The following is a 23,536-nucleotide window of genomic DNA, read 5'->3' as shown; positions in this document are numbered from 1 at the left end:
ATGGCGAAGAACAAGGACTCCTCGTCCGGCAAGGAACCGGCGAAGGGCGACAAGGTCGCCTGGAGCAGTCACGGCAGCGAGACCACGGGCACCGTGCAGAAGAAGATCACCGAGCGGACCGAGGCGGCCGGACGCACCGTGGCCGCCTCCCCGGACGACCCCCAGTACGAGGTGCGCAGCGACAAGTCGGGCCGCACGGCGGTGCACAAGCCCTCCGCCCTGAAGAAGAAGAAAAAGTAGGGGGCCCGTCGGCGCCACCGCGGGCCCACGGGCGGGGGCGGCCGCCCGGCCCTGTGTACGATGCGGTCGCCCGGCAAACGGCCGAACCGGTGCCGTGCGGGCCGTGACGTACCCCTGCTCCAGAAGAGAACACCGCCATGCCCCACCCGCCGGCCCCCGGCACCCGTTGGTGGCTCACCACCCCGGCCCGGGCCGGCTCGGTGCTCGCCGTGCCCCTGCTCGGCCTGCTCGACCAGTACGCGGGCTTCCTGGCCGTGATCGCCGCGATCACCCTCGTCTGGAAGGACAACCCCGCGCAGAAGGGCGTGAAGGTGGCCGCCACCATCGGTGCCATGGCGCTGCTGGGCGCGGTCCTGCCCGACCCGCCCGGGGACAGGCCGGCGGCCACCGTGGCGCAGGCGGACGCGAAGGGCGCGCAAGGGGACCGTACGGCCGCCTCCCCGTCGCCGTCACCGGCCGCGCCGCGCCCCCCGGAGCGCCCGCCGGCGGCGCCGGACTACCGCGGGCTGCGGCTGGACGAGGCGCGGGAGAAGGCCGAGGCGGCCGGGTTCGGCGTCGACGAACACGACGCGTCCGACGAGGACAAGAGCATCATGATGCGCCTCAACTGGACCGTTTGCTTCCAGAAGACCGGCAGGACGCACGCCGGCACCGAGACCATCGACTTCGGCGCGGTGAAGACGGGCGCCCCGTGCCCCGCCGTGGACGGCGGGGCCATTCCGTGGCCCACCATGCCCGACCTGGTCTGGAAGACCTGGAAGACGGCGCAGAAGGAGGTCCTGGACCTCGGAGTCGTACCGGACCACCACCTGCGGGCGGACACGGCGTACGGCAACGACCGGCTCCCCGACGAGGGCGAGTACGACGACTGGCGGGTCTGTGCGACCGACCCCGCGCAGGGCGCGGACGTCACCCTCGACACCTGGGTGACGCTCGAACTGACCGACCCGGACAACGGCTGCCCCGAGCCGGACCGGGGGCACGGCGGACAGGCGGACCTGCCGGACCGGGACGACGACGGCGACCCCGACTACCGCGACCCGTTCCCCGGCGACCGCGACCGCGACAGCACCTTCCCGAACGGCTTCCCGGACGGCTCGGACGGCTCCGGGGGCGGCTCCTCGGGCGGCGGCGGGGACTGGAACTGCCCGCGCACCCGCTGGTGCTGACGGCGCGTCCGGCCGGAGGAGCCGGACGCGGCGGGACCGGACGTGGCGGAGCCCGGGAGTCGTATCCAGCTCCCGGGCCCCTGGGGATGCCACCCAATTGCGCACGCCGGCGGCGTTTAAGAGGACGGATCAGTCATCATGCCGTCGTGTTCTGCCTTTGAACTACCGCACCGTGCGAGAGGTGCAGGCGAGAGTCGAACTCGCATCCGACGGCGTTCGTCCGGCCTCGGTCGATCCGGCGATCGGCGGCGATGCTGAGACTGGAGCGAGAGTCTGAATCTGAGCGCGGCCGCCTCTGCCATGTTGGGCTACCCCGGCCCGTGGGAGGTGCTGTGCCGGGGGGAGGACTCGAACCTCCACTGTCACCGCTTCTTCAGGCTGAACTTCAGTGTCAGCTTGCGCTCATCACGCGGACCGGTCCTCAATCCGGCCCGCGCCTGTCGCGCACCCCCGCGCTCGCACGCGGGGGCGATCGTGGATGCTACCCGTCGCCGGCGTCAGCCGAGCAGGTAGCCGAACACCGCGTCGCCGATCCGCTGGTCGGTGACCTCGGCACCGTTGGCCTCCTCGCGGGCGAACTTCACGGCCTGCTGGAGCTTCTCGACCCGCTCCACGAGTTCGTTGACCCGCCGCGCCGGGAGCGCCCCGGAGAACTTCACCGTCGTCCAGTACCCGATGGGCACGTCCTCGTAGTACACCTCGACCTGCGCCGGGTGCTTGTCGGTCGCCTCCGCCTTGACGTGGTTGCGCGGTACCTTCTTCGTGCGGATCGTGCGGACCGGGTCCGTCTTCCACCAGTCCGTGGACGGGTCGTGGGACCAGGACTCCGCCGCGTCCAGCGTGGGCAGCTTCCTGACGAACGCGTGCAGGTCGGCGAGCTGCTTCTCCAGGAAGAGCAGGTAGCTGACCGGAACGTCGGCGACGATCGTCCGCCCGTCGACCGTGACGTCGGCGCGCGCCGTGCAGTTCGCCCAGTCCTTCGTGGCGGTCACATCGAACAGCCGGGTCAGCGACGCCGACATCTCCCGCAGCACGTCCTCCGCCTGCACCTGCACGCGCGTGGACTCCGGCGGCAGCTGCTCGCCCTCCTCGTCCTTCGGCTGGTACGTACGCGAGATACCGGCCAGCAGCGCCGGCTTCTGCACCTTCTGGTGCGCCGCGGTGATGTCCTGGAGCGACTTGCTCTTGACGCCCTTTTCGACAGCGATGATCTGGTTCAGCTTCGCCACGTGGTCCCCCTTCGAACAGGCAGCAACCTAACCCACCGGCTCGAACGCCCGCACGCCAATTACCCGTCGGGCCCTGCACCGGCCCGGTCCTCTGGCGTACCGTGACGCCACTGGGGGAGACCGGTCTGGGGGATCGGGGGATTTTCTGTGGGGGAGTTGCACCCGGAGCTTCGTGCCGCCGTGCGGAAGGCGATGACCGCGCCCGACGAAGCGGCGCCGTTCCTGCACACACCACCGGAGGCCGTGCTCGACCGTGGCACCCACGCCAGGATGGCCGGGCTCCTGTACGACCACCGCGAGCGGCTCACCGTCGGCCGGGCGGGCCGCACGGGCGGCACCGGCGCGGACGGCGGCAGCGACGTGCTGGACGTGGTCTACCTCGTCGCCTGCTACTACTTCGCGCGGTACCGGCACGTGCCCGACGCGGAGCGGGACTGGAACCGCCACGCCTGCACCTTCCTGTTCGGGATCGTGCACGCGGTGCGCCCGGAGATCGTTCCCCAGCCGCTGCGCGGGTACTTCGCCGAGGAGCCGCCGACGGTCGTGCCGCCCTACGAGATCGTGCACGCCGTGGGCAGCGCGCTGCGCCTCGCGTGCGTCCCGGCCGGCGACCGGGGAGCAATCCTCCAGGCGACCGCGCTGCTGCTGTGGGCCCGGGAGGAGGCACGCGGAAGCGCGTCCGCGCCGCACATCGCCTTCAACGCCGGCTCGGCCCTGACGGAGCTCGCCGGGGTGGGAGGGGACGAACACGATCCGGAGCGCACCAGGGCCGCGGGACTCGGCCTGATGCGCGAGGCGATCGCCGCGCTGCCGCCCGCGGACCCGGCGCGCCGGCAGATGCTGGTGATCCTCAGGGGCATCCAGGCCACGGCCCCGCCTCCCCGGCACCCCGAAGGCAGCGTGACCGCCGAGTGGTCCGAGTACCTGCGCGACGGCGACCCGGACCGGCTCGACAGGATCGTCCACCGGCTGCGGGCGGCCGTCGACGCGCCCGCCACCGGCGAGCCGGCCCGCACCCACCGCCGCGTCGAGCTGGCTCAGGCCCTGCGGATGCGCTTCGAGGCGGAGGGCGAACTCACCGACCTCGACGACTCGGTCAGCCACCTCACCGAGGCCCTCGCGGGCCCCCTCACCGACGACGAGCGGGCCACGGCCCACTCGTTCCTCGGCCTGACCCACCTCGACCGGTACGCCGCCTCCGGTGACCTCGCCGACCTCGAGGCGGCCACCGAGGCCGTCCGCCACCCGTCCGTCTCCCGTGCCGCAGCGTCGCCCGCCCACGCCCAGCGGCTCACCAACCTGGCCGCCGTCCTCACCGCACGGTTCGACGCCTGGGGTGACGTCAGCGAACTCGACGAGGCCGTACGCCACCTCGAGTACGCCGTCTCGGCCGCGCCACCCGGCCAGCACGACCGTCCCGTCATGCTGATCAAGCTGGCCGTCGCCCTGTGGAAACGCGGCCTGCGCACGGCCCGCGACACGGACCTCGACACGGCCGAGACCCTCCTCAGGCAGGTGGCCGGTGAGCCCACGGACACCGGCCCCAACCAGCAACTGGCCCGCTGGGAACTGGGAAAGCTGCTGCGCACGCGTGGCCTGAGCCGCCACGCCGTGAGTGATCTGGTCGAGGCCGTCACCCAGTACCGCACGACCGCGCTCGCCCCCGGCCAGGACGTGCGCACCCGAGTGGCGTGCGCCGCGCTGTGGGGCGTCACCTGCATGACGCTCGGAGACCGGGACCAGGCACGTACCGCCTTCGGTGTGGCGCTCGCCGACCTGCTCCCCAAACTCACCGGACGAGCGCTGGGCAGGGCCTCCCAGGAGGTACGGCTGCGCGAGGTGTCCTCGCTGGCCACCGCCGCGGCGGCCGTGGAGATCGCCGCGGGCCGGCCGCGCGAGGCGCTGATCCGGCTGGAGCAGGGGCGCGGTGTCCTGCTCGCGCAGGGCCTGCACCTGCGCGGGCGGCACGACGCCCTGCGCGCCGTATCCCCGGAACTCGCCCGCCGCTACGAACGGGTCTGCGCGGAACTGATCGCACCGCGGCGCGATCCGGAACAGCGCAGGGCGGCCGCCGCCGAGTTCGACCGGCTCCTCCCGCGGATCCGTGCCCTGCCCGGCTTCGGCCGCTTCCACCGGCCGCCCGACTGGACACGGCTGAGGACCGCTGCGGCCCACGGGCCCGTCGCCGTCGTCAACGTCTCCCCGCTGGGCTGCGCCGCCCTGGTGCTGCACCGCCACCGCCACCGCACGGTCGTCGAGGCGGTACCGCTGCCCTGCGTCACCCACGAGGAGATCGAGCAGCGGGCCGACGCCTTCCACGCCGCCGTGCGGACGCTGGCCGCGCCGGACGTCCTGAGCGGTGAGAAGTTCGCCGCCGACCAGCGGATGAAGGGGACGCTGCGGTGGCTGGGGGAGCGGATCGTCGCACCCGTGCTCGCCCGGCTGGATCTCGACCGCCCCCCGCGCCCCGGCGAGGCCCCGCCCAGACTGTGGTGGTGCCCGACCGGGGTCCTGTCCCTGCTGCCGCTGCACGCGGCACTCCTGGAGGGCGAGGGCGAGCCCGGCTCCGTGTACACCCACGACCGGGTCGTCTCCTCCTACGTCCCCACCCTCGGCTCCCTGCTCCACGCCCGCGACACCCCCGCACCCGAACCCGGCCGGGCGTCCCTCGTCGCCGTCACCGTGGACGCGGGCGGCAGCCACCCGCCCCTGGCCGCCCTCGACGACGAGCTGACCGCCACCCGCCTGCTCCCCGGCCCCCGGGCCGAACTGCGGGACGCCGCAGCCACACCCCGGGCCGTGCTGGCCGCCCTGCGCACCCACACCCACGCCCACCTCGCCTGCCACGGCGTACGGGATCCCGCCGACCCCTCCCACAGCCGGCTCCTGCTGCACGGCGGCGACCTCGCCCTGCGGGAACTGGCCGCCGAGCGGCTGCCGCACGCCGAGTTCGCCTACCTGTCCGCCTGCCACAGCGCCGCCCCCGGCACGGAACTGGCCGACGAGGTCGTCTCCGTCGCCTCCGCCTTCCAGCTCTGCGGCTACCGGCAGGTGATCGGCAGCCTGTGGACCGTGGAGGACCGCATGGCCCCGCTGCTCGCCCACGAGGTCTACCGGCAGCTCGGCACCCCCGGCGCCCCGGACGCCGCGCACGCCCTGCACCGGGCGATCGCGACCCTGCGCGGACACGAGCGCTACCGCGAACCGCTGTTCTGGGCGTCCGTCGTGCACAGCGGACCGTGACCGCCCGGAGAACCGCCCCCGCCGCGGGGACCCGCAAGGAGAGGAGACACCGATGACCGACGAACACCGCATGCGCGCCCGGTTCTGCTCGGCGCTGCCCGCGCTCACCGAGCACATGGCGCGCAGGGGCACACTCGGCCGACTGCACGACGCCGTCCGCGCCGTCCTGGCGGAGACACCCGTGCGGCAGGCGGTCGCGGGACTCGACATCCCGGCGTTCGTCTTCGAGGAGGCGGGCCCGGTGCGCGGCGACGACCCCGGCGCCATGGTCTTCGGCACCCGGCCGCTGCCCGCCGGGGAGACGTACCACTGCCCCGACGGATGGTGCGGCTTCCGGGCGGACCGGACGGCGGGCGGCGAGCTCCCGGCCGGCGGGCGCTGCTGGCTGCGGGACCGGCCGCTGCGCGTCCTGGAGGCATGACCCGGTGGCCCCGGTCCTCGACAGCCTCAGCCAGAAGCTGGCCGAGAAATGGCTGTCCGCCCTCGCGGTGCCCAGCCTGCTCTTCGTCGCGGCCACGGCCGCCGGCGCGGTCCTCGGCCATGGTTCCGCGCTCGACCGGTCCCTCCTCCTCGAACGGTTCGGGCACTGGGCGGCGCAAGCGGGCCGCTGGCCCGCCCTCGGCCAGATCGCCGTCGTCGCCGCGGTCGTCCTCGCCGCCGTGGCCGCGGGCACCGTCGTCCGGGCCTGCGCCGACGGCGCCGAGCGGATCTGGACCGGGGACTGGCCGGGCCCGGCACGGCCCCTCGCCGACCGGCTGACCGCCCGGCGGCGCGCACGCTGGCAGCGGATCGAGACGGACATCGGGCGGCTGCGCGAGCCGGCCGCGGCCGGCCTGCGCGACGAACCGGTCCGGCAGCGGCTCGCCGAACTCGCCGCCGACCGCGACGCGATCGCCCTCGCCCCGCCGCGCAGGCCCACCTACACCGGGGACCGCATGGCCGGCACCGAGGCGCGGCTGCGCCACCAGTACGGCATCGACCTCGCCGCCTGCTGGACCCGGCTGTGGCTGGTCCTGCCCGAGGACGTCAGAACGGAACTGCGCACCTCCCGGTCCCGCGTCGACGCGGCGGTGGCCGGCTCGGTGTGGGCGGGCTGCTACCTGCTGCTGGGCTGCCTGTGGTGGCCCGCCGCCGTGGCCGCCGTCCCGACCGGGTTCGTGGCCTGGCGGCGCGGCCGCCGCGCCGTGACGGTCCACGCCGAGCTGGTGGAGTCCACCGTCGACGTCTACCTCGGACGGCTCGTCGACGAACTCGGCGTCGACACGTCCGGCAGCCCACCCGACCCCCGCGTGGGCACGGCCCTGAACCGCGCGGCCCGCAAGGCACGCTGAGACCCCTCCCGGAGACGGTCACGGCTCCGCGCCCCCGGGCGCCCCCGGCACGCCGGACCGGCGCCGGCCCCCGCAGCCGCGATCCCGGCCCCGCAGCCGTGATCCGGGCCCCGCAGGGCGCACCACGGCCGGCCGGATCCGCTCACACGCCGCTCACCCTCGCGTCCGCCGAGACCGTGTAGACCAGGGTGACGGTGCGATGCCCTCCCGGCGGGAGCGGGACGTTCCAGCGGACGATGCCGTCGGCGTCCACCTCGTCGGGCGGGGGAGCGCACGCCTCCCGGCGCAGCGCCACCTCCACGGCCGACGTCTCCGACACCGGGATGCGCTCCCGGACCACCACCGTGTGCGTGTCCTGTTCGCCGGGGGCCGAGAAGCGGGAGAGGTGCAGCCGGACGGTGCGGGTGAGCAGGGTCCTCTGGGTGAGGCCGGCCGTGTCCCGGGTCTCCTCCGTGTGCCGCAGGACCCGGTGGTCGTCGCGGCTGCCGAAGGCCAGGTCGGCGACGGCACCGGGGGCGGTGAAGTCCAGCGTGCCGCGCCCGGTGAACCCACTGCCGCTGACGAGGTCCACGGGACCGGCGAGCAGCGCGTGGCCCGAGCTGTTGGCGAACCGCACGACCTGGCCGACCAGCGGGGACAGTTCGGGGGAGCAGGCGTACTCCCGGCTCACGGACGTGGTGAAGGACGACAGCGGGACCCGGTGGGCGCGGCCGTCCGACGGCACCGAGACCGTCGCGTCACAGTGCAGGACACGGACCTCGCCGCCGTCGTCGACCCCGGGCAGACCCCGCACGGGCGCCGGACCGAGGCCGGCGACGTCCTCCTCGCGCAGTTCGACGTGGACGCTGCGGCGCTCGGCCGGGGAGCGGTCGTGGAGCGTCAGCCTGTCCGCCCCGAGCCGGGGCGGCTCGGCGGCCCGCGCGGAGCGGGCGGTCGACAGGGTCAGCCGTACGTTCGACCAGTCCTCGCCGGTGCGCTGCCAGACCACCGCGTCCGTGTCCAGCGTGAGCGAGTCCCCGTCGAGCACGGCCCGGTAGGCGGGCCGCCACAGCGCGCACGGGGTGAGGTGGGTCAGCCGCAGTGCGGCCGGGCCGGCGGCGGCCGCCCGTACGGTCAGCTCGACGTGTGCGGTCAGCTCGGCGGGTGCCGGCTCCGCCTGTTCCACGGCGCTGCGGACCGCGGCGAGTTCCGCGCCGAGCGCGGCCAACCGGGCGTCCACCGCGCTCAGTTGCTCGCCATGGGTGTCGCGTTCGCCGTCGACCCGGTCCAGTTCACGCGTCCAGCGGTCCCGGTCCACCTCACCGAGCCCGGTGCCCTCGGCGATGTCCCGCAGGAGGCCGGCGGCGAGCCGGCCGAGGAGGTCGAGGCGGACCAGCAGGCGCTCGCGTCGCCGTTCCAGCGACTCCTGCTCCGTCTCCAGGGCGCTCACGCGCCGGCGCAGGGCCGGGTCGTCGGCTGCCGGGCCCGGCCCCCGCGGTGTCCACGCGCGGACGATCCTCACGTCCAGCACGGTGGCCGGCTGATCGGCGGACAACTCGGCGTGCAGGGTGCGGTCGACGGCGAGAGCGCTGACCGGCCCGAGCCGCAGCCGCTGGGTGCCGGCCTCCAGGTCGAGCACGGCGGAGCGCTCGACGTGGGTCCGGTCCTCCAGGCAGGTGACGGCGGTGACGGGAAGGGCGATCGGTACGAGACTCGTGGGCATGCGCGTCAGCTCCTGCGGTTGCCGCCGGTCAGGGCCTTGGCGGCCGGGATGCGGATGACGTAGCCGCCGTCGAGGACGGCGGTGGCGCGGGCCGGCAGCTCGACCCGCCACAGCCGGGTGCCGGGAGCGTGCCCCTCGGCCTCCGCACCGTCCGACGGTTCCGCCCAGTCGGCCCTCTCCTCGATGCGCACCTCCGCGTCGGAGGTGACCGGCACGCGCTCCCGCACCTCCACGGTCACCGGGACCGCGAGCCGGTTGGCCAGTTCCACGCGGACGCGGTGGTCGAGCACGGTCACGTTGTTGCGCAGGCCGGAGGCCGACTCGTGCAGGCTCGTGCGGCGGGTGACCGCGATGGCCTCCTCGGGGCCGAGTCCCACCCGGCACCGGCCGCCGGGAGCCAGGGTGGGCAGGGACGTGGTGCGGAGGAACTCCCCGTCGGCCGTGACCTCCAGTGGGCCGGCCGGCAGGGCCCGGGCGGTGGCGTTGGAGAGGACCAGCGTCGTGTAGACGGCCTGCTCCAGCGACGGCACGCACACGTGCTCGGTGCGCAGCCCCACCGGGACCTCGCCGACGGTGATGGTGTGCCAGGCGCCGTCCGAGGGAATGTCGGCCCGGGCCTCGGCGTCGTAGCGGTGGTCGAACGAGCCGGCCGACTCGCGGGGGCGTACGGCGCTCGCCGGCAGGGGCAGCGTGGCGACCTCCTCGGCGCGGCGGCGGTGCTCGGCCGTCACCGGGTCGGCGACCGCACCCGGGAACAGGCGCCCCCGGTGCTCCTCCCGCGCGTCGGGGCCGTACAGGACCAGTGCGCCGTAGTCGAGTTCGGCGGCGCTCGGCTGCGGGGGCCCGGCCGGCACGGCCGGTGACGGGGCGGCGGGCGCCGGTGGCGGTGCGGCCCCACCGGGGGCTGCCGGCGCCATGGCCGGGGCCGCGGCGGCGGGCCGGGCGCCGGGCCGGGCGCCGGTGCGGGGCCGGCGGTCCGGGGCCGACGGGGCACCGGGCATCGCGGGCGGGGGAGTGGGCGGCGTGGCGCCGGGGGCGGGCAGGGCTGCGGCCGGGGCGCCATAGCCGGCCACGGGCGAGGGCGAGGACGAGGACGAGGGCGGCGGCGGGGGCGGAACGGGACCGGGCGGGAAGGCGGCACCGGCCGTCCCGGTGCCCGGTCGCGGACCCGCCGCGTCGTACCCGGCGAAGAGGCCGGCCAGACCGGGTGCGGGCTCGCGCCACCCCGAGGGCGCGGGTGCGGCCTGGCTGCGTCCGATGCGGATCGAGCGGAGCCGGGGGACGTCGGTACGGCGTCGCAGATCGGCCGTGGCGAGCGAGACCCGCACCCCGCTCCAGTCCTCGCCGGTGCGCTGCGCGAGCGCCGCCCGCAACAACAGCCGCCCCTCGCCGTCGCCCCGCCGGTGGCTGAGGCGGTAGGCCGGTACCCAGACGGCGCCGGGAACCCCGTACTCCACCTCCACTTCCACCTCGTCCCCGTCCCGCGCGTCAGGGGCGCCGGCCAGGGTCAGCACCACGCTCGACGCGGTCTCCACGTGCGCCGCGGGCGCGTCGGTGGAGGCGCGGGACAGCCGGTCGGTGGCCACGGCGAGCTCGTGCTCGGCGGCCTTCAGCTCCTCGTCCAGTTCGCGCAGGCGGGAGTGCAGCACGGTCAGCCGGTCGTCGACGAAGCCGGCCAGCTCCAGCCAGGCGTCGGCCGGAGTGGGTCGGTGCCGGTCCTCCTCCCCGCGGGGCGGCGGCACCGGGCGCAGCGCCGCCACCTCGTCGACCAGGTCCCGCTGCCGGTCCCGGCGGGCTCGGGCGGCCTGCGACGCGTCACGCAGCCGCTCCACCTCGCGCCGCAGTTCGCCGGCCGGACGGGGACCGGCGGGTTCGGCCCCGACCTCCAGCCTGGCCTCGGTGACCCGCAGCCCGCGGGTGCCGACCACCCGCGCCCGCAAGGAACCCGGGTCCAGTGAGCGGGGCAGGCCGGTCACCCGCACCCGCCCGTCCACGGGCACCCTGCCGCGGGCGAGCCTGCGGCACAGGGCGCCCTGCGCGTAGACCACCACCGAATCGAGTGCCGACGCCCACCCGGACAACGTCTCGGCCGTCATGTGCTCCCCCCACGTGCTGTCGGTGCCGAGCGAACTCTATGCCGGACGCCGGACGCCGGAGGCCGCATGCCGTCGTACGGCGGCCGGCTCAACCCCGCTCCCGGGAGCGCGTCCTGACGAAGCGCGCACGCACCTCGGGCGGGAGCAGTTCCGTCGCGTGGCGCACGGTGACTCGCGGCAGCTCGGCACGGTGCTCGTCCAGGAAGGCCGTCAGCAGCGGCCCGTCGCGGCGGCCGATCTCGCGCAGCATCCACCCGAGTGCCTTGTGGATCAGCGGTTCCGGGTCCTGGCGCAGCGAGAGCGCCATGCGGAGCGTCGGCTCGAAGCGTCCTTCGCGGATCAGGGCCAGTGTGGCGACCACCGCGATCCTGCGGTCCCACAGCCGGGGCGACGCGGCCAGCCCGTCCAGCAGACCGAGGGCGTCCTGAGGGTGGTCGACCAGCCAGGGCCCGAGCACGACGTGCGCGGAACCGTCCACCAGGTCCCAGTTGTCCACACAGCCGGTGCGGGCCAGGTAGAAGCCGACGAGGGCCCGGCGGTCCGCGCCCCGTGCCGTGCGCACCCGTTCGGCCAGCACGAGGAGGCCGGTGAACCGCTCCTCGTGGACACGGCTGTGCAGCAGCACGTCCACGTCCTCCAGTGCCATGCCGCGGTGCGCGCGGGCCAGCCCGCGCAGCACGGGGACCCGCACGCCCAGCAGTTCGTCGTCGTGCGCGGGACCGAGCACCCGCGTCTGCTGGGCCCGGACCGCGGGCTCCGCCAGGTCCCGCAACCGCGTCCGCAGGGCGGCGAGCACAACGGTCGTCATGAGGGCCGACGTTAGCGCAGCACCCCGGCGCAGTCCGCGGCACGGCCGGTGACGGCGGCCCCCATAGGGTTACCCCCATGCCTGCTTCGCTGAGTCCCACGAAAACCGCCGCCGCGCTGCGCACTTCGGCGCGCGTCTCCCTCGATCTGCTGCTGGTCGTCCTGGCGGCCTCGGTGTGCCTCTGGCTGCTGGGGCGGATGTGGTCGGTCGTCTGGCCGCTCGTCGTGGGCTTGTTCCTCACCACGCTGGCCTGGCCGCCGGCCCGCTTCCTGCGCCGGCGGGGATGCCCTCCGGCCCTGGCCGCGTCGGTGGTGACGGTGGCCTTCCTGCTGGTGGTCTCGGGCATCGTGACACTGATCGCGGTTCCGGTGGCGTCCCAGTCGGGCGAGCTGGCCGACGGCGCGGTCTCCGGCATCCAGAGGATCCGCGAGTGGGCCGCCGGACCGCCCCTGAACATCGCTGACGAACAGATCACCGACGGCTTCGACCAGGCGGTGGCCCGCATCCAGGACAGCGTCGACAGCGTGCTCACGGCCGTGGTCTCCGGGGTGAGCACCGTGGTCAACGGCCTGGTGACCGCCGTCCTGGCGCTCTTCCTGATGTTCTTCTTCCTCAAGGACGGGCCCCGGTTCCTGCCCTGGCTGGCCCGTCAGCTCCCCGGGCGGCTCGCCACGGACGTCCCGGTCGTCGCCGAGCGCAGCTGGCAGACCCTCGGCGCGTTCGTGCGCTCGCAGGCCTTCGTCGGCCTGCTGGACGCCGTGCTCATCGGCATCGGCCTGTGGGTACTGAAGGTCCCCCTGGTGCTGCCGCTCGCGGTGCTGACCTTCGTGTCGGCGTTCGTGCCGATCGTGGGCGCGCTCTTCGCGGGCCTGGTCGCGGTCCTCATCGCCCTGGTCTCCAACGGCCTGACGGACGCGCTGATCGTGCTGGCGATCATCGTCGTGGTGCAGCAGCTCGAAGGGAACGTCTTCCAGCCCATGATCCAGAGCCGCGGGCTGGGCCTGCACGCGGCGGTGGTGCTCCTCGCGGTGACCCTGGGCGGCAGCCTCGCCGGGATCGTCGGCAGCCTCCTCGCGGTCCCGGCGGCCGCGCTGATCGCGGTGGTGTGGAACTACGTGCGCGAGCAGCTGCGGGAACCGGAGAGCGACGAGTCACCCGCCGGGGCGGCGGTTCCCTCGTAACCGCCGGATGCCCGGGGAGCGGGCCCGGACGGCCGGGCGCCGGGCGGCGGGAGCCCGCCCGGCGCCCGGCGGTCGCTACGCGTCGTCGTCCGTGCGGGAGCGCCGGCCGGCACGGCGGCGCAGACGCAGCGGCAGCGCGTACCAGCACAGGCCGAACCACAGCATGATCCCGCCGACGAGCACCTCGGCGAGGACGCCGGGCACCACGAAACGCAGTATCAGCAGGAGGGTGCAGCCGATGGTCAGCGCGAGCAGGACCATGCCGCACATCATCATGCGGCCGGCGGCCCCCACCACCTCGTCCTTCATGCGCTGGCCGGACAGCAGGCGGTGCAGGGAGACGGGCGCGATGAGCGAGGCCGTGGCCGCCGCGCCGAGCATCACCGTGGTGACGTAGATGACGCGGTCCAGTACCTCCAGCTCCTTGAAAACCGGGGTGAAGGCCACGCTGAGCAGGAACCCGAACAGGATCTGCACGCCCGTCTGGGTGACCCGTGTCTCCTGCAGGATCTCGTTCCAACGGCGGTTGACCCGCTCCCGCGGTGTCTCCTCCTCGGCACCGGATCCCGTGTCGTGGCCGTGCTGGTGGGCGCAACAGGCGGCGTTCGGCTCCGCCGCCTCGGCCCGCTGCTCCGTCATGCTCATGGTGTCCTCCGAATCCCAGGCAGTCCGTCTGCCCCGTCCGAAGTGCCTGTATGCGGGCCTGCCGGGCGGTGAGCGCGTCAGCAGGGCCGGCGCCAGGGACCCAGTTCCGGCTTCTTGAGCATCGACGACAGCCGCAGCTCGCGGGCCACGGGGCAGAATTCGGCCCTCGGCTCGGCGTACTCCACGTGGAAGACCGCCTTCCCGGCCGCGGTGAACGGCCGCAGCCGCCCGCACTCGTCGTACTGGGCGCACTCCTCGTTGACCGCGAAGTCGAAGTCCTCCAGCAGGTGGGGGATCTGCGCCAGGTCGTTCTTGAGCCCCACGGCCAGTCCCCGCTCGTGTGCGATGTCCGCGATCATCCGGTTGTACCGGAGCTGGTCCCGCGCGGTCAGCGGGAAGCCCGTGTCGTTGGCGTAGCCCTCCACCAGATCCGGTTCCACCGCGTCGAAGCCCTTGTCCCGGCACATGTCGAAGCGGCGCTCCATCAGGGGCCGCAGCACCGGCAGCCGCCGGATGTCCAGCCACCGCTCGCCGCGCCAGCCGTTGGGGCGGCCGAGCACGGAGCGGGGGAAGTCGTCGCGGTCCGGGCGGAAGTCCTCCCAGGCGCCGACGTTCACGTAGCAGATCACCCGGCGGCCGTCCCGGTGCAGGCGGGCGACGTCGGCGGCGGAGTTCTCGAACCCGTCGATGTCGTAGACCGGCACGTCCACCGACGGGTCGACCGGACCGTCGAGCTGCCACTGCCAGTCCAGGCCCGGACGCGGCTGCCACACGGCGTCCCCGGTCCCCCCGCCGCCGCCCGAGCACCCGGCCGACGCCACGAGCAGGGCCAGGGTCACCACGAGGACCCGCAGCGGCCGCCTCACCGGTCCGCCTCGGTGAGCGCGGGCGTCAGAGCGGACCACGGATTGGGCGGTCCGCCCGTCACCGGCCCGCACACCGCCGCCCCCCGCTCGCGCGCGGTGCGCACGGCGAGCGGCACCAGCGGCCGGGGGACTCCGTAGACCAGGTGGCAGAAACGCCGCGGTGGCTGCCGCGTGGTCCACGAGGGCCGGCTGAACGCGGACACGTACGTCGACCAGGAGCCCTCGAAGGTGACGATCAGGTCGGCCAGCCGCGCGTAGCCGGGAGCGGGGTGGACGCCCGGGTTGAGCACGACGGTGGAGGCACCGAGCCTGCGCAGGTCCCGCACCAGGCGCCGGCAGGCCGGCAGCCCGTGCGGGCTCGCGGTCACCTGGTCCAGGAAGCAGCCCTCCGCGCCGTACCACTCCCGGTGCCGGCGCAGATCGGCGGCGATCCGCGCGGGGTCGCGGGCGCCGTAGTCGGTGTCGACGTACCCGAGCACCCGCGCACCCGCCGCGCGCAGCGCCGCGGCCGCCGCGACGAACGCCGGGTCGGGGGCCCGGCCCGGGCCGCTGGCGGGGTTGAGCACGACGGCGTAGGTGTCCGCCGCGCGGGTGACCAGGCGGTGCCAGGCGGCCGGGTCGTGGGCCGGGTGCACGTAGAGGGGAACCAGCAGGCTCACCGTGCCGCCACCTCTTCGGGACCCCGCGGCCGGCCGGCGGACCCGGCCGCCCACAGGGCGGTCAGGGAGTCGTCGAGGGAGTGGGCCGGCCGCCAGCCGAGGACGTCGCCCGCCGCGGTGATGTCCGAGCACTGCCACGACACCTGCGCGGACCGCGCCGAACCCGTGCCCGCCTCCACGACACGGCCCCGGAAACCCGCCACCCGGGCCAGCACCCGGACGAGGTCGCGCACCGGGACCGCCGCGCCGCCCCCGATGTTGAGGACCGGCGGCAGCGGACCGGGTGCGGTGACCGCCGAGCACACCGCCCGGGCCACGTCCCGCACGTCGACGAAGTCCCGGTGCGCCGACAGGTCACCGAGTCTGAGCACCGCGTCCGCGTCGCGCCCGGCACCGGCGAGCAGACCGGCGACCCGGCCGGGCAGCCCGGTCGCCGGGGCGCCCGGACCGACCGGGTTCCCGACCCTCAGCACCACGGCGTCCAGCCCGGACGCCGTCACCGCCACCGTGCCGGCGAGCTTCGTCGCCCCGTAGGGGCCCGCCGGCCGGGTCGCCGCGGACTCCGGCACCGGCCGGCCGGGCGTGCCGGGGCCGTACTCGGCGGCGGACCCCAGGTGGACCAGGCGGGCCTCCGGGGCCGCCTCCCGCAGCGCCGCGCACAGCACGGCGGGGCCGCGGGCGTTGACCTCCGCCAGCGTCACGGCGTCGCCACCCGTCGCGCCCGCGCAGTTGACGACGGCGTCCGGCGCGAGGGCCGCCAGCGCCGCCGCCAGGTCCCGCGGACGGGCCGAGGCGAGGTCGACGGGGACGTCGGCACCCGGGGAGCGGCCACCGGTGAAGACCCGCGCGCCCGGCAGGGCCCGCAACCCCCCGGCGATGTGGCCGCCCAGATAGCCGGTGGCGCCGAGAACCAGGATGAGCATGGGTGGATCAGGCTCCCTTGAGCAGCAGGGACTTGCGGCTGGTGAACTCGGCGTTGGCCCGGTCGTAGTCGTCGGGACGGCCGATGTCCAGCCAGTAGCCGTCGAACTCGTAGGCGTGCGGGGGCCGTCCGGCGGCGAGCAGGTCCAGCACCAGCTCGTCGAAGCCCAGCGGCAGCCCGGGCGTGTACCCGTCGAGGGTGGACAGCGAGATCCCGTAGACGCCCATCGAGACGCGGTAGTCGATGCTGGGCTTCTCGGTGAAGGCGACGACCCGGCTCGCGTCCGTGGTCAGCACCCCGAAGTCGATGTGCACCTTGCGGGCGTAGGTGGCGATCGTCAGGGGCGCGCCGGAGTCCTCGTGCCGGCGCAGCACGTCGGCGTAGTCGAGGTCGGTGAGCACGTCGCCGTTCATCACGAGGAAGTGCTCGGGCAGCCGCTCGCGCAGGGTGAGCAGCGGGCCCATGGTGCCCAGCGGGCTCTCCTCGGTGGCGTAGTCGATGCTCATGCCCCACTGGGCGCCGTCACCGACGTAGGCGCGGATGATCTGGCCCAGGTGGCCGATCGCGATGGTGCAGCGGGTGAAACCGGCGGTGGAAAGCTGGCGCAGCACGATGTCCAGGATGGCGTGCTGGTCGCCGATGGGGACCAGCGGCTTGGGCAGCGCGGTGGTGTACGGCCGCAGCCGCACGCCCTTGCCTCCGGCCAGGATCACTGCGTGCATGACATACCTCCTGCGGTACGCGCCGGATGGGTGCCGGACGGGTCAGATGTTGTAGATGCCGGTCTTGTAGCGGGCCAGGTTGGCCGGGTCGCCGAACCACTCCACGGTCCGCGCGAGCCCGTCCTCCAGCGAGTGGCCGGGCCGCCAGCCGGTCGCCGCGGTCAGCCGGGACGCGTCGCAGACCAGCCGCATCACCTCGGAGTCCGCGGGGCGCAGCCGCGCCGGGTCCTGGCGGACGTCGAGCGGGGCGTCCATGACCTTCCCGATCAGCGCGACCAGGTCCCCGACGGAGATCTCCCCGCCGGTCCCGGCGTTGAAGGTGCGGCCCACGACGCGCTCCGCCGGGGCGGTGCCCACGGCGAGGAACGCCCGCGCCGTGTCCTCCACGAAGGTGAAGTCGCGGGTGGGCCGCAGATCGCCGAGGGTGAGGGTGCGCTGCCCGGCCGCCACCTGCCCGATGACGGTGGGGATCACCGCGCGCATCGACTGGCGCGGCCCGAAGGTGTTGAACGGCCGCAGCGTCACCACCGGCGTGCCGAAGCTGGCGTGGTAGCTGTCGGCGAGCCGGTCACCCCCGGCCTTCGACGCGGCGTACGGGGACTGGGTGTTGATGGGGTGGTCCTCGGTGATCGGCACCGTCTGCGCGGTGCCGTACGTCTCGCTGGTCGAGGTGTGCACCAGGCGCGGCGTGCCCAGCGCGCGCACCGCCTCCAGCACGTTCAGCGTGCCGGTGACGTTGGTGTCCACGTAACTGTGCGGGGCCTGGTAGGAGTACGGGATCGCGATGAGCGCGGCCAGGTGGTAGGCGCAGTCGGCGCCCTCCAGCAGGCCGCGCACCGAACCGGGGTCGCGGACGTCACCGAGGACGATCTCCACCTGGCCGAGGACGTCGGCGGACAGGGTCTCCAGCCAGCCGTACGAGGAGAACGAGTTGTACTGGACCATGGCCCGCACCCGGTGCCCGGAGGCGACCAGCGCCTCGGTGAGGTGCGAGCCGATGAACCCTTCGGCTCCGGTGACGGCGGCGAGCGGGGTGGTGGTCGGCTGAGTCAACTGAGGAGGTCCTTTCGTCGGGGGTGCCTGGGACGCGGCGCGGAGCGGGCGCCCGGGGTCAGGCGTGCGGGGAGGGCCTGCCGAGCAGCCGGAGCGCGCAGACCGCCAGACAGAGCGCGGCGAGGGCGCACACCGGCCCCAGGACGGCCGGGCCAGGCGGCACGTCCAGCCAGGTGACCGCCCCGGCGCCGCCGGCGGCGGCGAGGCAGAGCACGGCCGGCGGCCACGCCATCCCGAACGCCTGGAGGAGCAGGGCGGTCCACAGGACGGCGGCGAGCGGCAGCAGCCCGGCCGGGCCGGCGCCGGTGAACAGGGCCGCCGGCAGCAACAGCAGCAGGTAGACGCCGAGGCAGGCGCCGAGCACCGCGGCCGAGCGGAACCGGAACCCCCGCGGTGTCCCGCTGGCCCGCAGCGCGGCCACCGACCAGCCGCGGTAGCGGTACAGCAGCCACTCCGCCGGGCCCATGCTCAGCGTCAGCGCGATCACCGCGTACGGGTGCCGCCGTCCCTCCAGCAGGACGAGCACCGCCGCCGCCAGACCGAACAGCCCGTAGGGGAGGGAGGCGAGCGGACTCGGCCGGGGCCCGCCGTCGGCGGCCGGGACGGCGAGCCCCGCCCGCAGGACCCGTGCCGTCACGGCGAGGGTGGCCAGCAGCGCCAGCAGCACCAGCCCCGCCCGCAGCACGGGCCCGGGCTCCCACCACGGCAGCACCGACGCACCGGCGATCAGCGGGCTGAGTGCGGCCAGCAGCAGCCGCTCCCGCCCCAGCACCAGCAGCACGCCCGCCGCCGCCAGGTACAGCGACTGGGCGGCCGCCACCACGGTCACCGGCCCGCCCGCCGCGGGCAGGGCGGCGAGCGCGGTGGCCACCGCCGCGCCCAGCAGGGCGCCGGTCAGCAGGGTGCGGGCGGCCTCCCGCCGCCCCCTCACCAGCCGCAGGTACGCCCGGTGGCCGAGCGCCTGTCCCCACGCCCAGGACACGACACCCGCCACCATCAGGACGGCTGCGTGCCGGTCGGCACGCCACAGCGGGGCGGTCAGCAGATAGGCCAGGGCGGGCAGCGCGAACAGCAGCCCGCGCAGCAGACAGCGCACCGTGTCGGGCCGCCACGGGTCGGCCGCGGCGGGCGGCTCGGGGAAGGTCCGGGGCACCCGCTCGTACAGCGCGGAGGCCAGCGAGAACAGGTTCGGGTGGCCGTACCGCTCGGACACCGCGGAGGCGGACAGGCCCTCCGCCTCCAGCAGGGCGGCCACCTCGTAGGGGTGGACGGCGGGGCCCACCCGGTCGGCGAGTTCGGCGGCGAGCGCGCTGACCGCCTCCTCGTCCGGGCCGCGCCGGGGGAGCCGGATGGCGAGTGTGGTGTCGTCCAGCGCCCAGCGCGGGCGGCGGCGCGGCGGGCGCGGCCGGGCCAGGCGCAGCGCGAGCGTGTCCTGCTCGGCGCCGCCGGGTTCCAGGGACATCGGCCCGCTCATCCGGTGAGACTCCGCGCCCCGGTGACCGCCCTGGCGGGCAGCACGATCCGGCCGGCCGGCCGCTCGACCGGTGCGGACAGTTCGCGGTAGATGGAGCGGAAGGTGTCGATGGTCTGCCGCAGGGTGAACTGCTCGATCACCCGCAGCCGGGCCGCCTCGCCCATCGCCCGGCGGCGGGCCGGGTCGTCCAGCAGCTCCAGCGCGGCGGCGGCCATCGCGGCCGGGTCGCGCGGCGGTACGACGAGCCCGGTGTCGCCGACCGCCTCCCGCACGCCGCCCACATCGGTGGAGACCGTGGCCCGCCCGCACGACATGGCTTCGATCAGGGTGAACGGGAAGCCTTCGCTGATGCTCGACAGCATCACCACGTTCCCCGCCGCGTAGGCGTCCCGGATGTCCTCGACGCGCCCCTCGAACGTCACCGCACCGGCCTGTCCCAGCTCGGCGGCGAGTGCCTCGCAGCGCTCCCGGTAGCCCTCTCCGCCGCGGGGTGTCCCGCCGAACAGCCGCAGCCGCACGCCGGGCCGGCTGTCCCGGACGAGGGCGAAGGCGCGGATCAGCGTCTCCAGGTCCTTGATCGGGTCGACCCGTCCGGCCCAGCTCAGGGTCGGCTCCGCGGGCTCCGGGCCCGCCGGTGGGAAGGCGGCCGGGTCGACGCCGTTGTACACCGTGCGGATCGACGCCGGGTCGGCGCCGCCCTGCTCCTCCCACAGCCGGTTGTAGCGGTTGCCGGGCGTGATCAGCGCCGCCCGGCGGTAGCTCTCCTCCGCCAGCAGCCGGAAGAAGCCCAGGACCACCGCCTTGACCGGCCAGCGGTACGGGGCGGTGCGGTAGCCGAGGTAGCGCTCGCGCAGGTAGACGCCGTGCTCGGTCAGCAGCAGCGGCACCCCGTGCCGTTCCAGGGCCGTCAGCCCGGGCAGGACGGCGACGCCGCCGCTGACGGCGTGCGCCACTCCCTCCTCGGGCGGCGGCGCGGCCAGCGGGCGCAGCGCGTGTTCGAGGAGGGAGGTGGCGGTGAGCGCGTCGTGCAGCGTCGGCCGCGCCTCGCGCACGGCGAGCCCCGGACGCCGCCACACGGTGGTCAGGACCGTGATCGCCGTGTCGTCCCGCAGGAAGGCGCTGAGTGTGCCGTCGCCCGCCGCCCGGGCCAGGGTGTGCAGGGCGGGCGCGAAGCCCTGCTCGGCCGCCGGGTCGAGCAGCGCGGTGACGAACCGTTCGTAGGCTTCGGCGAGTTGCCTGCGCTGGCGGCCGCGCGGCGGGCTCCCCGCCGGAGGCGTGCCCCACATGGGCACGGACCGCACGTTCAGCACATGGCCCGGCAGGTCCCACACCAGCGGCTCACGCCCGGTCCCGGTCACGGCGACGACGTCGAAGTCGATGTCCGGCATCCCGGTGACGAGCTGGTCGCACCAGACGCTCACACCGCCGTGGCTGTGCGGATAGGTGCCTTCGGTGAGAAGGGTGACGCGCGGGGTGCCGGGGCGTCGCGCGCCGTGGTCAACGTGCATCCATGTGCTCCACGGCCGAGGTGTGGGGTGGGGTGGGCGGGGCCGGCCGCCGCGTGCGGGCGGCCCCGTGCTGTCCGCAGGCGGCGGCCGGCTGCCCGTGCGCGTGTCGTCCGTGCGCCGGTCGTCCGTGCGCTTCACGCGGGGCCGGCGGTACGGCGTACTGCGGTCAGCTCCAGGCGCCGGGGGTGAGCGGCTCGGTCACCCCGGCGGGCAGCCGGGTGTCCGGCGCCGGGACGGTGGCCGCTGCGGTGCCCCCCGCGCCGGTGGCCGTGGCGGGGGAGCCGGGAGCCGCCGGCAGGGTGAGGACCAGCGGACCGGTCGCGGTGGCCGTCCAGCCGGACCGCCCGCCCGCGTACGCCTCGCCGAACACGGCTCCGGCCCGGGTGGTGCCCTCGGGCACGGTCGCCGGGACCGCCACCCCGGCCGGGCCCTCGACGGTGACGGTGCCACCGATGCGGTAGGCGGTGACCCGCCCGTCCCGCACCGCGGTCCGCCACGCGGCGCGCCGCTGGAGCTCCGCGCCGATGTCCTTCATCCGCTCGTTGACGACCGGCGTGTTCTGCGCGAACAACGCGTCGTAGGCGTCGAGCACACCGTCCAGGACCGGGTAGGCGATGCCGTCCTCGGCGAGGTTGGACTGGTGGATGAAGTGCGGCTTGGGGTCGTTGGCGAGGACGTGGCCGAGGGCGATCCGCCGCTCCAGCGGCACGATGTGCTGCTGGTAGCCGGTGGCCGGGTCGAGCGGCGCGGGCAGGCAGGTGGTGGTGGCCGGGTTGTCCTCGCAGATGCCGCTGCCGCCCTGGGCGCGGCTGGTGTAGATCCAGTTGTACTCGTCGACCTGCTCGGCCGCCCGCCCCGCGTTGTAGAAGATGTTCATCGGGTAGCGGGGGACCGTGGTGGCGGGCCCGACCCGCCGCTGGTCGGGTTCCCGGGAGTTGTCCGAGGCGAGCCAGGTGACGCCGTTGTCGGCCAGGGCGAGCGCCAGGTTCGGGTTGTCGGCCGGCTGCTGGGGCAGCACCCGCAGTCCGGAGTGCTCGCCGGTGACCAGTTCGTCGTCGTCCAGCGGGAGACCGGCGAGCCGTCCCCAGGCGTGGTTGGCGGCGATCTCGTCGGAGACGTCGTTGCGGCTGACCCACTGGGTGCTGCCGTCCGGGTGGGTGGCGCACCGCCAGGGCACCACCGTGGTGTCCTGCCGGCAGCCGAGGAAGGCGTGCGTGTAGGTGTGGTTGATCCAGCGGAACCGGCCGCGCTCGGCGATGAGCTTGTCGGCCAGCGGGTCGGCCCCGCCGTGGTCCTGGCGGTGGTCGGCGCTGCCGGCGCCGTTGTAGGCGAAGTCGAGGGTGAAGTCGCGCTCACGCTGCCAGGCCAGGGCCCGGTCCACGTCCGCGGGTGTCATGCGGATCGGGTCGGGGGCGGCGTCGGGGTCCGTGCAGTCGACGTCGCCGGGCGTGCAGTTGAGCGTGGAGTTCCAGCGGTCGTCGGCCGCGAAGACGTCGTCGACGTGGACGGCGAAGTAGTTGCGGGAGGTGCCCAGGTGGACGCCGTCGGTCATCCACGCGACGATGCCGCGGGCCAGCAGCCGGAACTGCTGCTGGTAGCGGTTGTAGACGAACGTGACGACGAGTTCGCGCCGCCCGTCGTGCCGGTACTCGCCCACCAGGGAGCCCCGTCGGGTGCTGCCGGGGATCGGCGCATCGACGTACGGGGTGAAGTCGGCACCGGCCACCGGGGTCGACAGGTAGGCGTAGCTCTCTCCGACGGTCGGCGAGTTGTCCTCGAAGGGGACCGGGCCGTCGAGGTAGCCGAAGGGACCGGAGCGGCCGGCGGCCGTCACCTGGGCCCGTACCCCGTCGACGCTGCCGGAGTAGCCGCCGTAGATGGGGTACTGGAGTCCGGCCTCGGGGCGGGCGTAGGTGTACGCGTCGACCTGCGGGATGCCGTAGGCCTTCTCGTACGCCACCAGCGCGGCCATCTCAGGGGAGTTCGCCGGGAACGGGTTGTCGCTGGGCAGGACGACGGCCTGGAACCGGGCGCGGTCGCGGCCGCTGACGGTGTCCGCCAGGTAGCCGGCGTCTATTCGGGGCCGGTCGGGGCGGTTGAGGTCGATCTCGGTGTACGGCGTGCCCGCGGCGTCGAGTTCGGCCGCGATGGCGTCGGTGGACGGGCCCCCGTCGCTCACGACGAGTACCCGCAGGTCTATTCGGGGAGCCGGGTCGTCGGCGTGCGCCGTCGCGGCCGGCAGGCCGAGGGCGGCGATGAGCGCGCCCGTCGCGAGCAGGGTGGTGCCAAAGGTCCGCTTCATGCGGTGCTGTCCCCTCCCAGGGCAGGGGTGAGTACGGCTCCGCGGAGCGGACGCACCCCCTCGCGCGACGCCGGCTTCCCCCTCAGAGACCGGTCGTCGACGCATCCGTCGCGTCACATAGTGAGGTGTCTGTGGAGCTTTCGTGGTCCTGCTGCGAAACCTGACGGAAAAACGCGGGCGCGTCCCGGGTCGCCTCCCGGGACGGGAGCGCGTCCGGCGGCCCGCCCGGGCGCCGCTGCGAAGCCCCCGCGGACCTGTGCGGCCCAGGTGGGCGGAACGCGGTGCACCGGCGGGCCGAGGGCCCGCCGGTGGGGCTGCCGTCGCCGCGGACCGGTCCGCCGGACGGTCCGTGCGCCGATTTCAGGCCACCGCCGCGCGGCGCGGGC

General features: G+C 75.0%; 19 protein-coding genes. 6 read left to right on the top strand and 13 right to left on the bottom strand.

What is annotated here, in order from left to right; all coding sequences use genetic code 11:
• Together SGLAU_RS01525 and SGLAU_RS01520 are read left to right on the top strand one after the other, a co-directional pair.
• A complete protein-coding gene (locus tag SGLAU_RS01525) occupies positions 1 to 240 on the top strand; it encodes a DUF2945 domain-containing protein (protein ID WP_043497652.1) in 240 nt (79 codons plus the stop codon).
• A 137-nt stretch (positions 241 to 377) separates the two neighbouring features.
• Positions 378 to 1,409 (top strand): hypothetical protein, encoded by a 1,032-nt coding sequence (locus SGLAU_RS01520; RefSeq protein ID WP_052413561.1) that lies wholly within the window; start codon positions 378 to 380, stop codon positions 1,407 to 1,409.
• 497 nt (positions 1,410 to 1,906) lie between these two features.
• On the opposite strand, the gene SGLAU_RS01515 is transcribed toward SGLAU_RS01520, so the two are convergent.
• Positions 1,907 to 2,638, bottom strand: coding sequence for a hypothetical protein (locus tag SGLAU_RS01515; protein ID WP_043497650.1), 732 nt, complete (start codon positions 2,636 to 2,638; stop codon positions 1,907 to 1,909).
• A gap of 192 nt (positions 2,639 to 2,830) precedes the next feature.
• Between SGLAU_RS01515 and SGLAU_RS01510 the strand changes: the two genes are divergently transcribed.
• The 3 genes from SGLAU_RS01510 to SGLAU_RS01500 are packed head-to-tail and all read left to right on the top strand — an operon-like array spanning position 2,831 to position 7,212.
• A complete protein-coding gene (locus tag SGLAU_RS01510) occupies positions 2,831 to 5,881 on the top strand; it encodes a CHAT domain-containing protein (protein WP_099052893.1) in 3,051 nt (1,016 codons plus the stop codon).
• Between the two features lie 52 nt (positions 5,882 to 5,933).
• A complete protein-coding gene (locus SGLAU_RS01505; protein WP_043497646.1) occupies positions 5,934 to 6,302 on the top strand; it encodes a hypothetical protein in 369 nt (122 codons plus the stop codon).
• Between the two features lie 4 nt (positions 6,303 to 6,306).
• On the top strand, positions 6,307 to 7,212 hold the full coding sequence (locus SGLAU_RS01500) for a hypothetical protein (RefSeq protein WP_043497644.1): 906 nt from the start codon (positions 6,307 to 6,309) through the stop codon (positions 7,210 to 7,212).
• Between the two features lie 142 nt (positions 7,213 to 7,354).
• Here SGLAU_RS01500 and SGLAU_RS01495 read toward each other — a convergent pair whose 3' ends face one another.
• From SGLAU_RS01495 to SGLAU_RS01485, 3 genes are all read right to left on the bottom strand, one after another.
• Positions 7,355 to 8,914 (bottom strand): DUF4139 domain-containing protein, encoded by a 1,560-nt coding sequence (locus SGLAU_RS01495; RefSeq protein WP_043497641.1) that lies wholly within the window; start codon positions 8,912 to 8,914, stop codon positions 7,355 to 7,357.
• Positions 8,915 to 8,919: 5 nt separating this feature from the next.
• Positions 8,920 to 11,010: a DUF4139 domain-containing protein gene (locus SGLAU_RS01490; protein WP_052413560.1), complete on the bottom strand. Its 2,091-nt coding sequence runs from the start codon at positions 11,008 to 11,010 to the stop codon at positions 8,920 to 8,922.
• Positions 11,011 to 11,098: 88 nt separating this feature from the next.
• On the bottom strand, positions 11,099 to 11,818 hold the full coding sequence (locus SGLAU_RS01485) for a DNA alkylation repair protein (RefSeq protein ID WP_043497639.1): 720 nt from the start codon (positions 11,816 to 11,818) through the stop codon (positions 11,099 to 11,101).
• 77 nt (positions 11,819 to 11,895) lie between these two features.
• Here SGLAU_RS01485 and SGLAU_RS01480 point away from each other — a divergent pair, with 77 nt between their 5' ends.
• A complete protein-coding gene (locus tag SGLAU_RS01480) occupies positions 11,896 to 12,999 on the top strand; it encodes an AI-2E family transporter (RefSeq protein ID WP_043497637.1) in 1,104 nt (367 codons plus the stop codon).
• 75 nt (positions 13,000 to 13,074) lie between these two features.
• On the opposite strand, the gene SGLAU_RS01475 is transcribed toward SGLAU_RS01480, so the two are convergent.
• The 9 genes from SGLAU_RS01475 to SGLAU_RS01435 form a co-directional block, all read right to left on the bottom strand.
• On the bottom strand, positions 13,075 to 13,644 hold the full coding sequence (locus SGLAU_RS01475) for a DUF6328 family protein (RefSeq protein WP_043497635.1): 570 nt from the start codon (positions 13,642 to 13,644) through the stop codon (positions 13,075 to 13,077).
• 77 nt (positions 13,645 to 13,721) lie between these two features.
• Positions 13,722 to 14,510 carry an endo alpha-1,4 polygalactosaminidase gene (locus SGLAU_RS01470; RefSeq protein WP_043497634.1) on the bottom strand — a complete coding sequence of 263 codons (789 nt, stop codon included), beginning with the start codon at positions 14,508 to 14,510 and terminating at the stop codon, positions 13,722 to 13,724.
• Positions 14,507 to 15,169: a spherulation-specific family 4 protein gene (locus SGLAU_RS01465; RefSeq protein ID WP_043497632.1), complete on the bottom strand. Its 663-nt coding sequence runs from the start codon at positions 15,167 to 15,169 to the stop codon at positions 14,507 to 14,509. The genes SGLAU_RS01470 and SGLAU_RS01465 overlap by 4 nt, the downstream gene beginning before the upstream one ends.
• The gene (locus SGLAU_RS01460) at positions 15,166 to 16,092 is read right to left on the bottom strand and encodes an NAD-dependent epimerase/dehydratase family protein (protein WP_043497631.1); all 927 of its coding nucleotides are present in this window, start codon (positions 16,090 to 16,092) and stop codon (positions 15,166 to 15,168) included. Before SGLAU_RS01460 ends, SGLAU_RS01465 begins: the two co-directional genes overlap by 4 nt.
• A gap of 7 nt (positions 16,093 to 16,099) precedes the next feature.
• Positions 16,100 to 16,813, bottom strand: a complete 714-nt coding sequence (locus tag SGLAU_RS01455) for a nucleotidyltransferase family protein (protein ID WP_043497628.1) — start codon at positions 16,811 to 16,813, stop codon at positions 16,100 to 16,102.
• A gap of 42 nt (positions 16,814 to 16,855) precedes the next feature.
• Entirely contained in the window at positions 16,856 to 17,866 is a 1,011-nt protein-coding gene (locus SGLAU_RS01450) for a GDP-mannose 4,6-dehydratase (protein ID WP_043497626.1), read from the bottom strand.
• 58 nt (positions 17,867 to 17,924) lie between these two features.
• Positions 17,925 to 19,340 carry a hypothetical protein gene (locus SGLAU_RS01445; RefSeq protein WP_043497624.1) on the bottom strand — a complete coding sequence of 472 codons (1,416 nt, stop codon included), beginning with the start codon at positions 19,338 to 19,340 and terminating at the stop codon, positions 17,925 to 17,927.
• A complete protein-coding gene (gene pelF, locus SGLAU_RS01440; RefSeq protein WP_043497622.1) occupies positions 19,337 to 20,848 on the bottom strand; it encodes a GT4 family glycosyltransferase PelF in 1,512 nt (503 codons plus the stop codon). Before pelF ends, SGLAU_RS01445 begins: the two co-directional genes overlap by 4 nt.
• A gap of 166 nt (positions 20,849 to 21,014) precedes the next feature.
• Positions 21,015 to 23,150, bottom strand: coding sequence for a hypothetical protein (locus SGLAU_RS01435; RefSeq protein ID WP_043497621.1), 2,136 nt, complete (start codon positions 23,148 to 23,150; stop codon positions 21,015 to 21,017).
• Positions 23,151 to 23,536 lie beyond the last annotated feature (386 nt).

The organism is Streptomyces glaucescens, assembly GCF_000761215.1.
Lineage (GTDB): Bacteria > Actinomycetota > Actinomycetes > Streptomycetales > Streptomycetaceae > Streptomyces > Streptomyces glaucescens_B.
The sequence above is the reverse complement of the archived record's forward strand: the minus strand, read 5'-3'. Positions and strand labels throughout refer to the sequence as shown.

What these genes read in the sequence shown, in the direction of transcription:
- SGLAU_RS01475 (WP_043497635.1), bottom strand. Translation starts at nt 13,644, where the DNA reads ATGAGCATGACGGAGCAGCGGGCCGAGGCGGCGGAGCCGAACGCCGCC.
- SGLAU_RS01455 (WP_043497628.1), bottom strand. Translation starts at nt 16,813, where the DNA reads ATGCACGCAGTGATCCTGGCCGGAGGCAAGGGCGTGCGGCTGCGGCCG.
- SGLAU_RS01485 (WP_043497639.1), bottom strand. Translation starts at nt 11,818, where the DNA reads ATGACGACCGTTGTGCTCGCCGCCCTGCGGACGCGGTTGCGGGACCTG.
- SGLAU_RS01525 (WP_043497652.1), top strand. Translation starts at nt 1, where the DNA reads ATGGCGAAGAACAAGGACTCCTCGTCCGGCAAGGAACCGGCGAAGGGC.
- SGLAU_RS01490 (WP_052413560.1), bottom strand. Translation starts at nt 11,010, where the DNA reads ATGACGGCCGAGACGTTGTCCGGGTGGGCGTCGGCACTCGATTCGGTG.
- SGLAU_RS01510 (WP_099052893.1), top strand. Translation starts at nt 2,831, where the DNA reads ATGACCGCGCCCGACGAAGCGGCGCCGTTCCTGCACACACCACCGGAG.
- SGLAU_RS01505 (WP_043497646.1), top strand. Translation starts at nt 5,934, where the DNA reads ATGACCGACGAACACCGCATGCGCGCCCGGTTCTGCTCGGCGCTGCCC.
- pelF (WP_043497622.1), bottom strand. Translation starts at nt 20,848, where the DNA reads ATGCACGTTGACCACGGCGCGCGACGCCCCGGCACCCCGCGCGTCACC.
- SGLAU_RS01520 (WP_052413561.1), top strand. Translation starts at nt 378, where the DNA reads ATGCCCCACCCGCCGGCCCCCGGCACCCGTTGGTGGCTCACCACCCCG.
- SGLAU_RS01460 (WP_043497631.1), bottom strand. Translation starts at nt 16,092, where the DNA reads ATGCTCATCCTGGTTCTCGGCGCCACCGGCTATCTGGGCGGCCACATC.
- SGLAU_RS01445 (WP_043497624.1), bottom strand. Translation starts at nt 19,340, where the DNA reads ATGAGCGGGCCGATGTCCCTGGAACCCGGCGGCGCCGAGCAGGACACG.
- SGLAU_RS01435 (WP_043497621.1), bottom strand. Translation starts at nt 23,150, where the DNA reads ATGAAGCGGACCTTTGGCACCACCCTGCTCGCGACGGGCGCGCTCATC.
- SGLAU_RS01480 (WP_043497637.1), top strand. Translation starts at nt 11,896, where the DNA reads ATGCCTGCTTCGCTGAGTCCCACGAAAACCGCCGCCGCGCTGCGCACT.
- SGLAU_RS01495 (WP_043497641.1), bottom strand. Translation starts at nt 8,914, where the DNA reads ATGCCCACGAGTCTCGTACCGATCGCCCTTCCCGTCACCGCCGTCACC.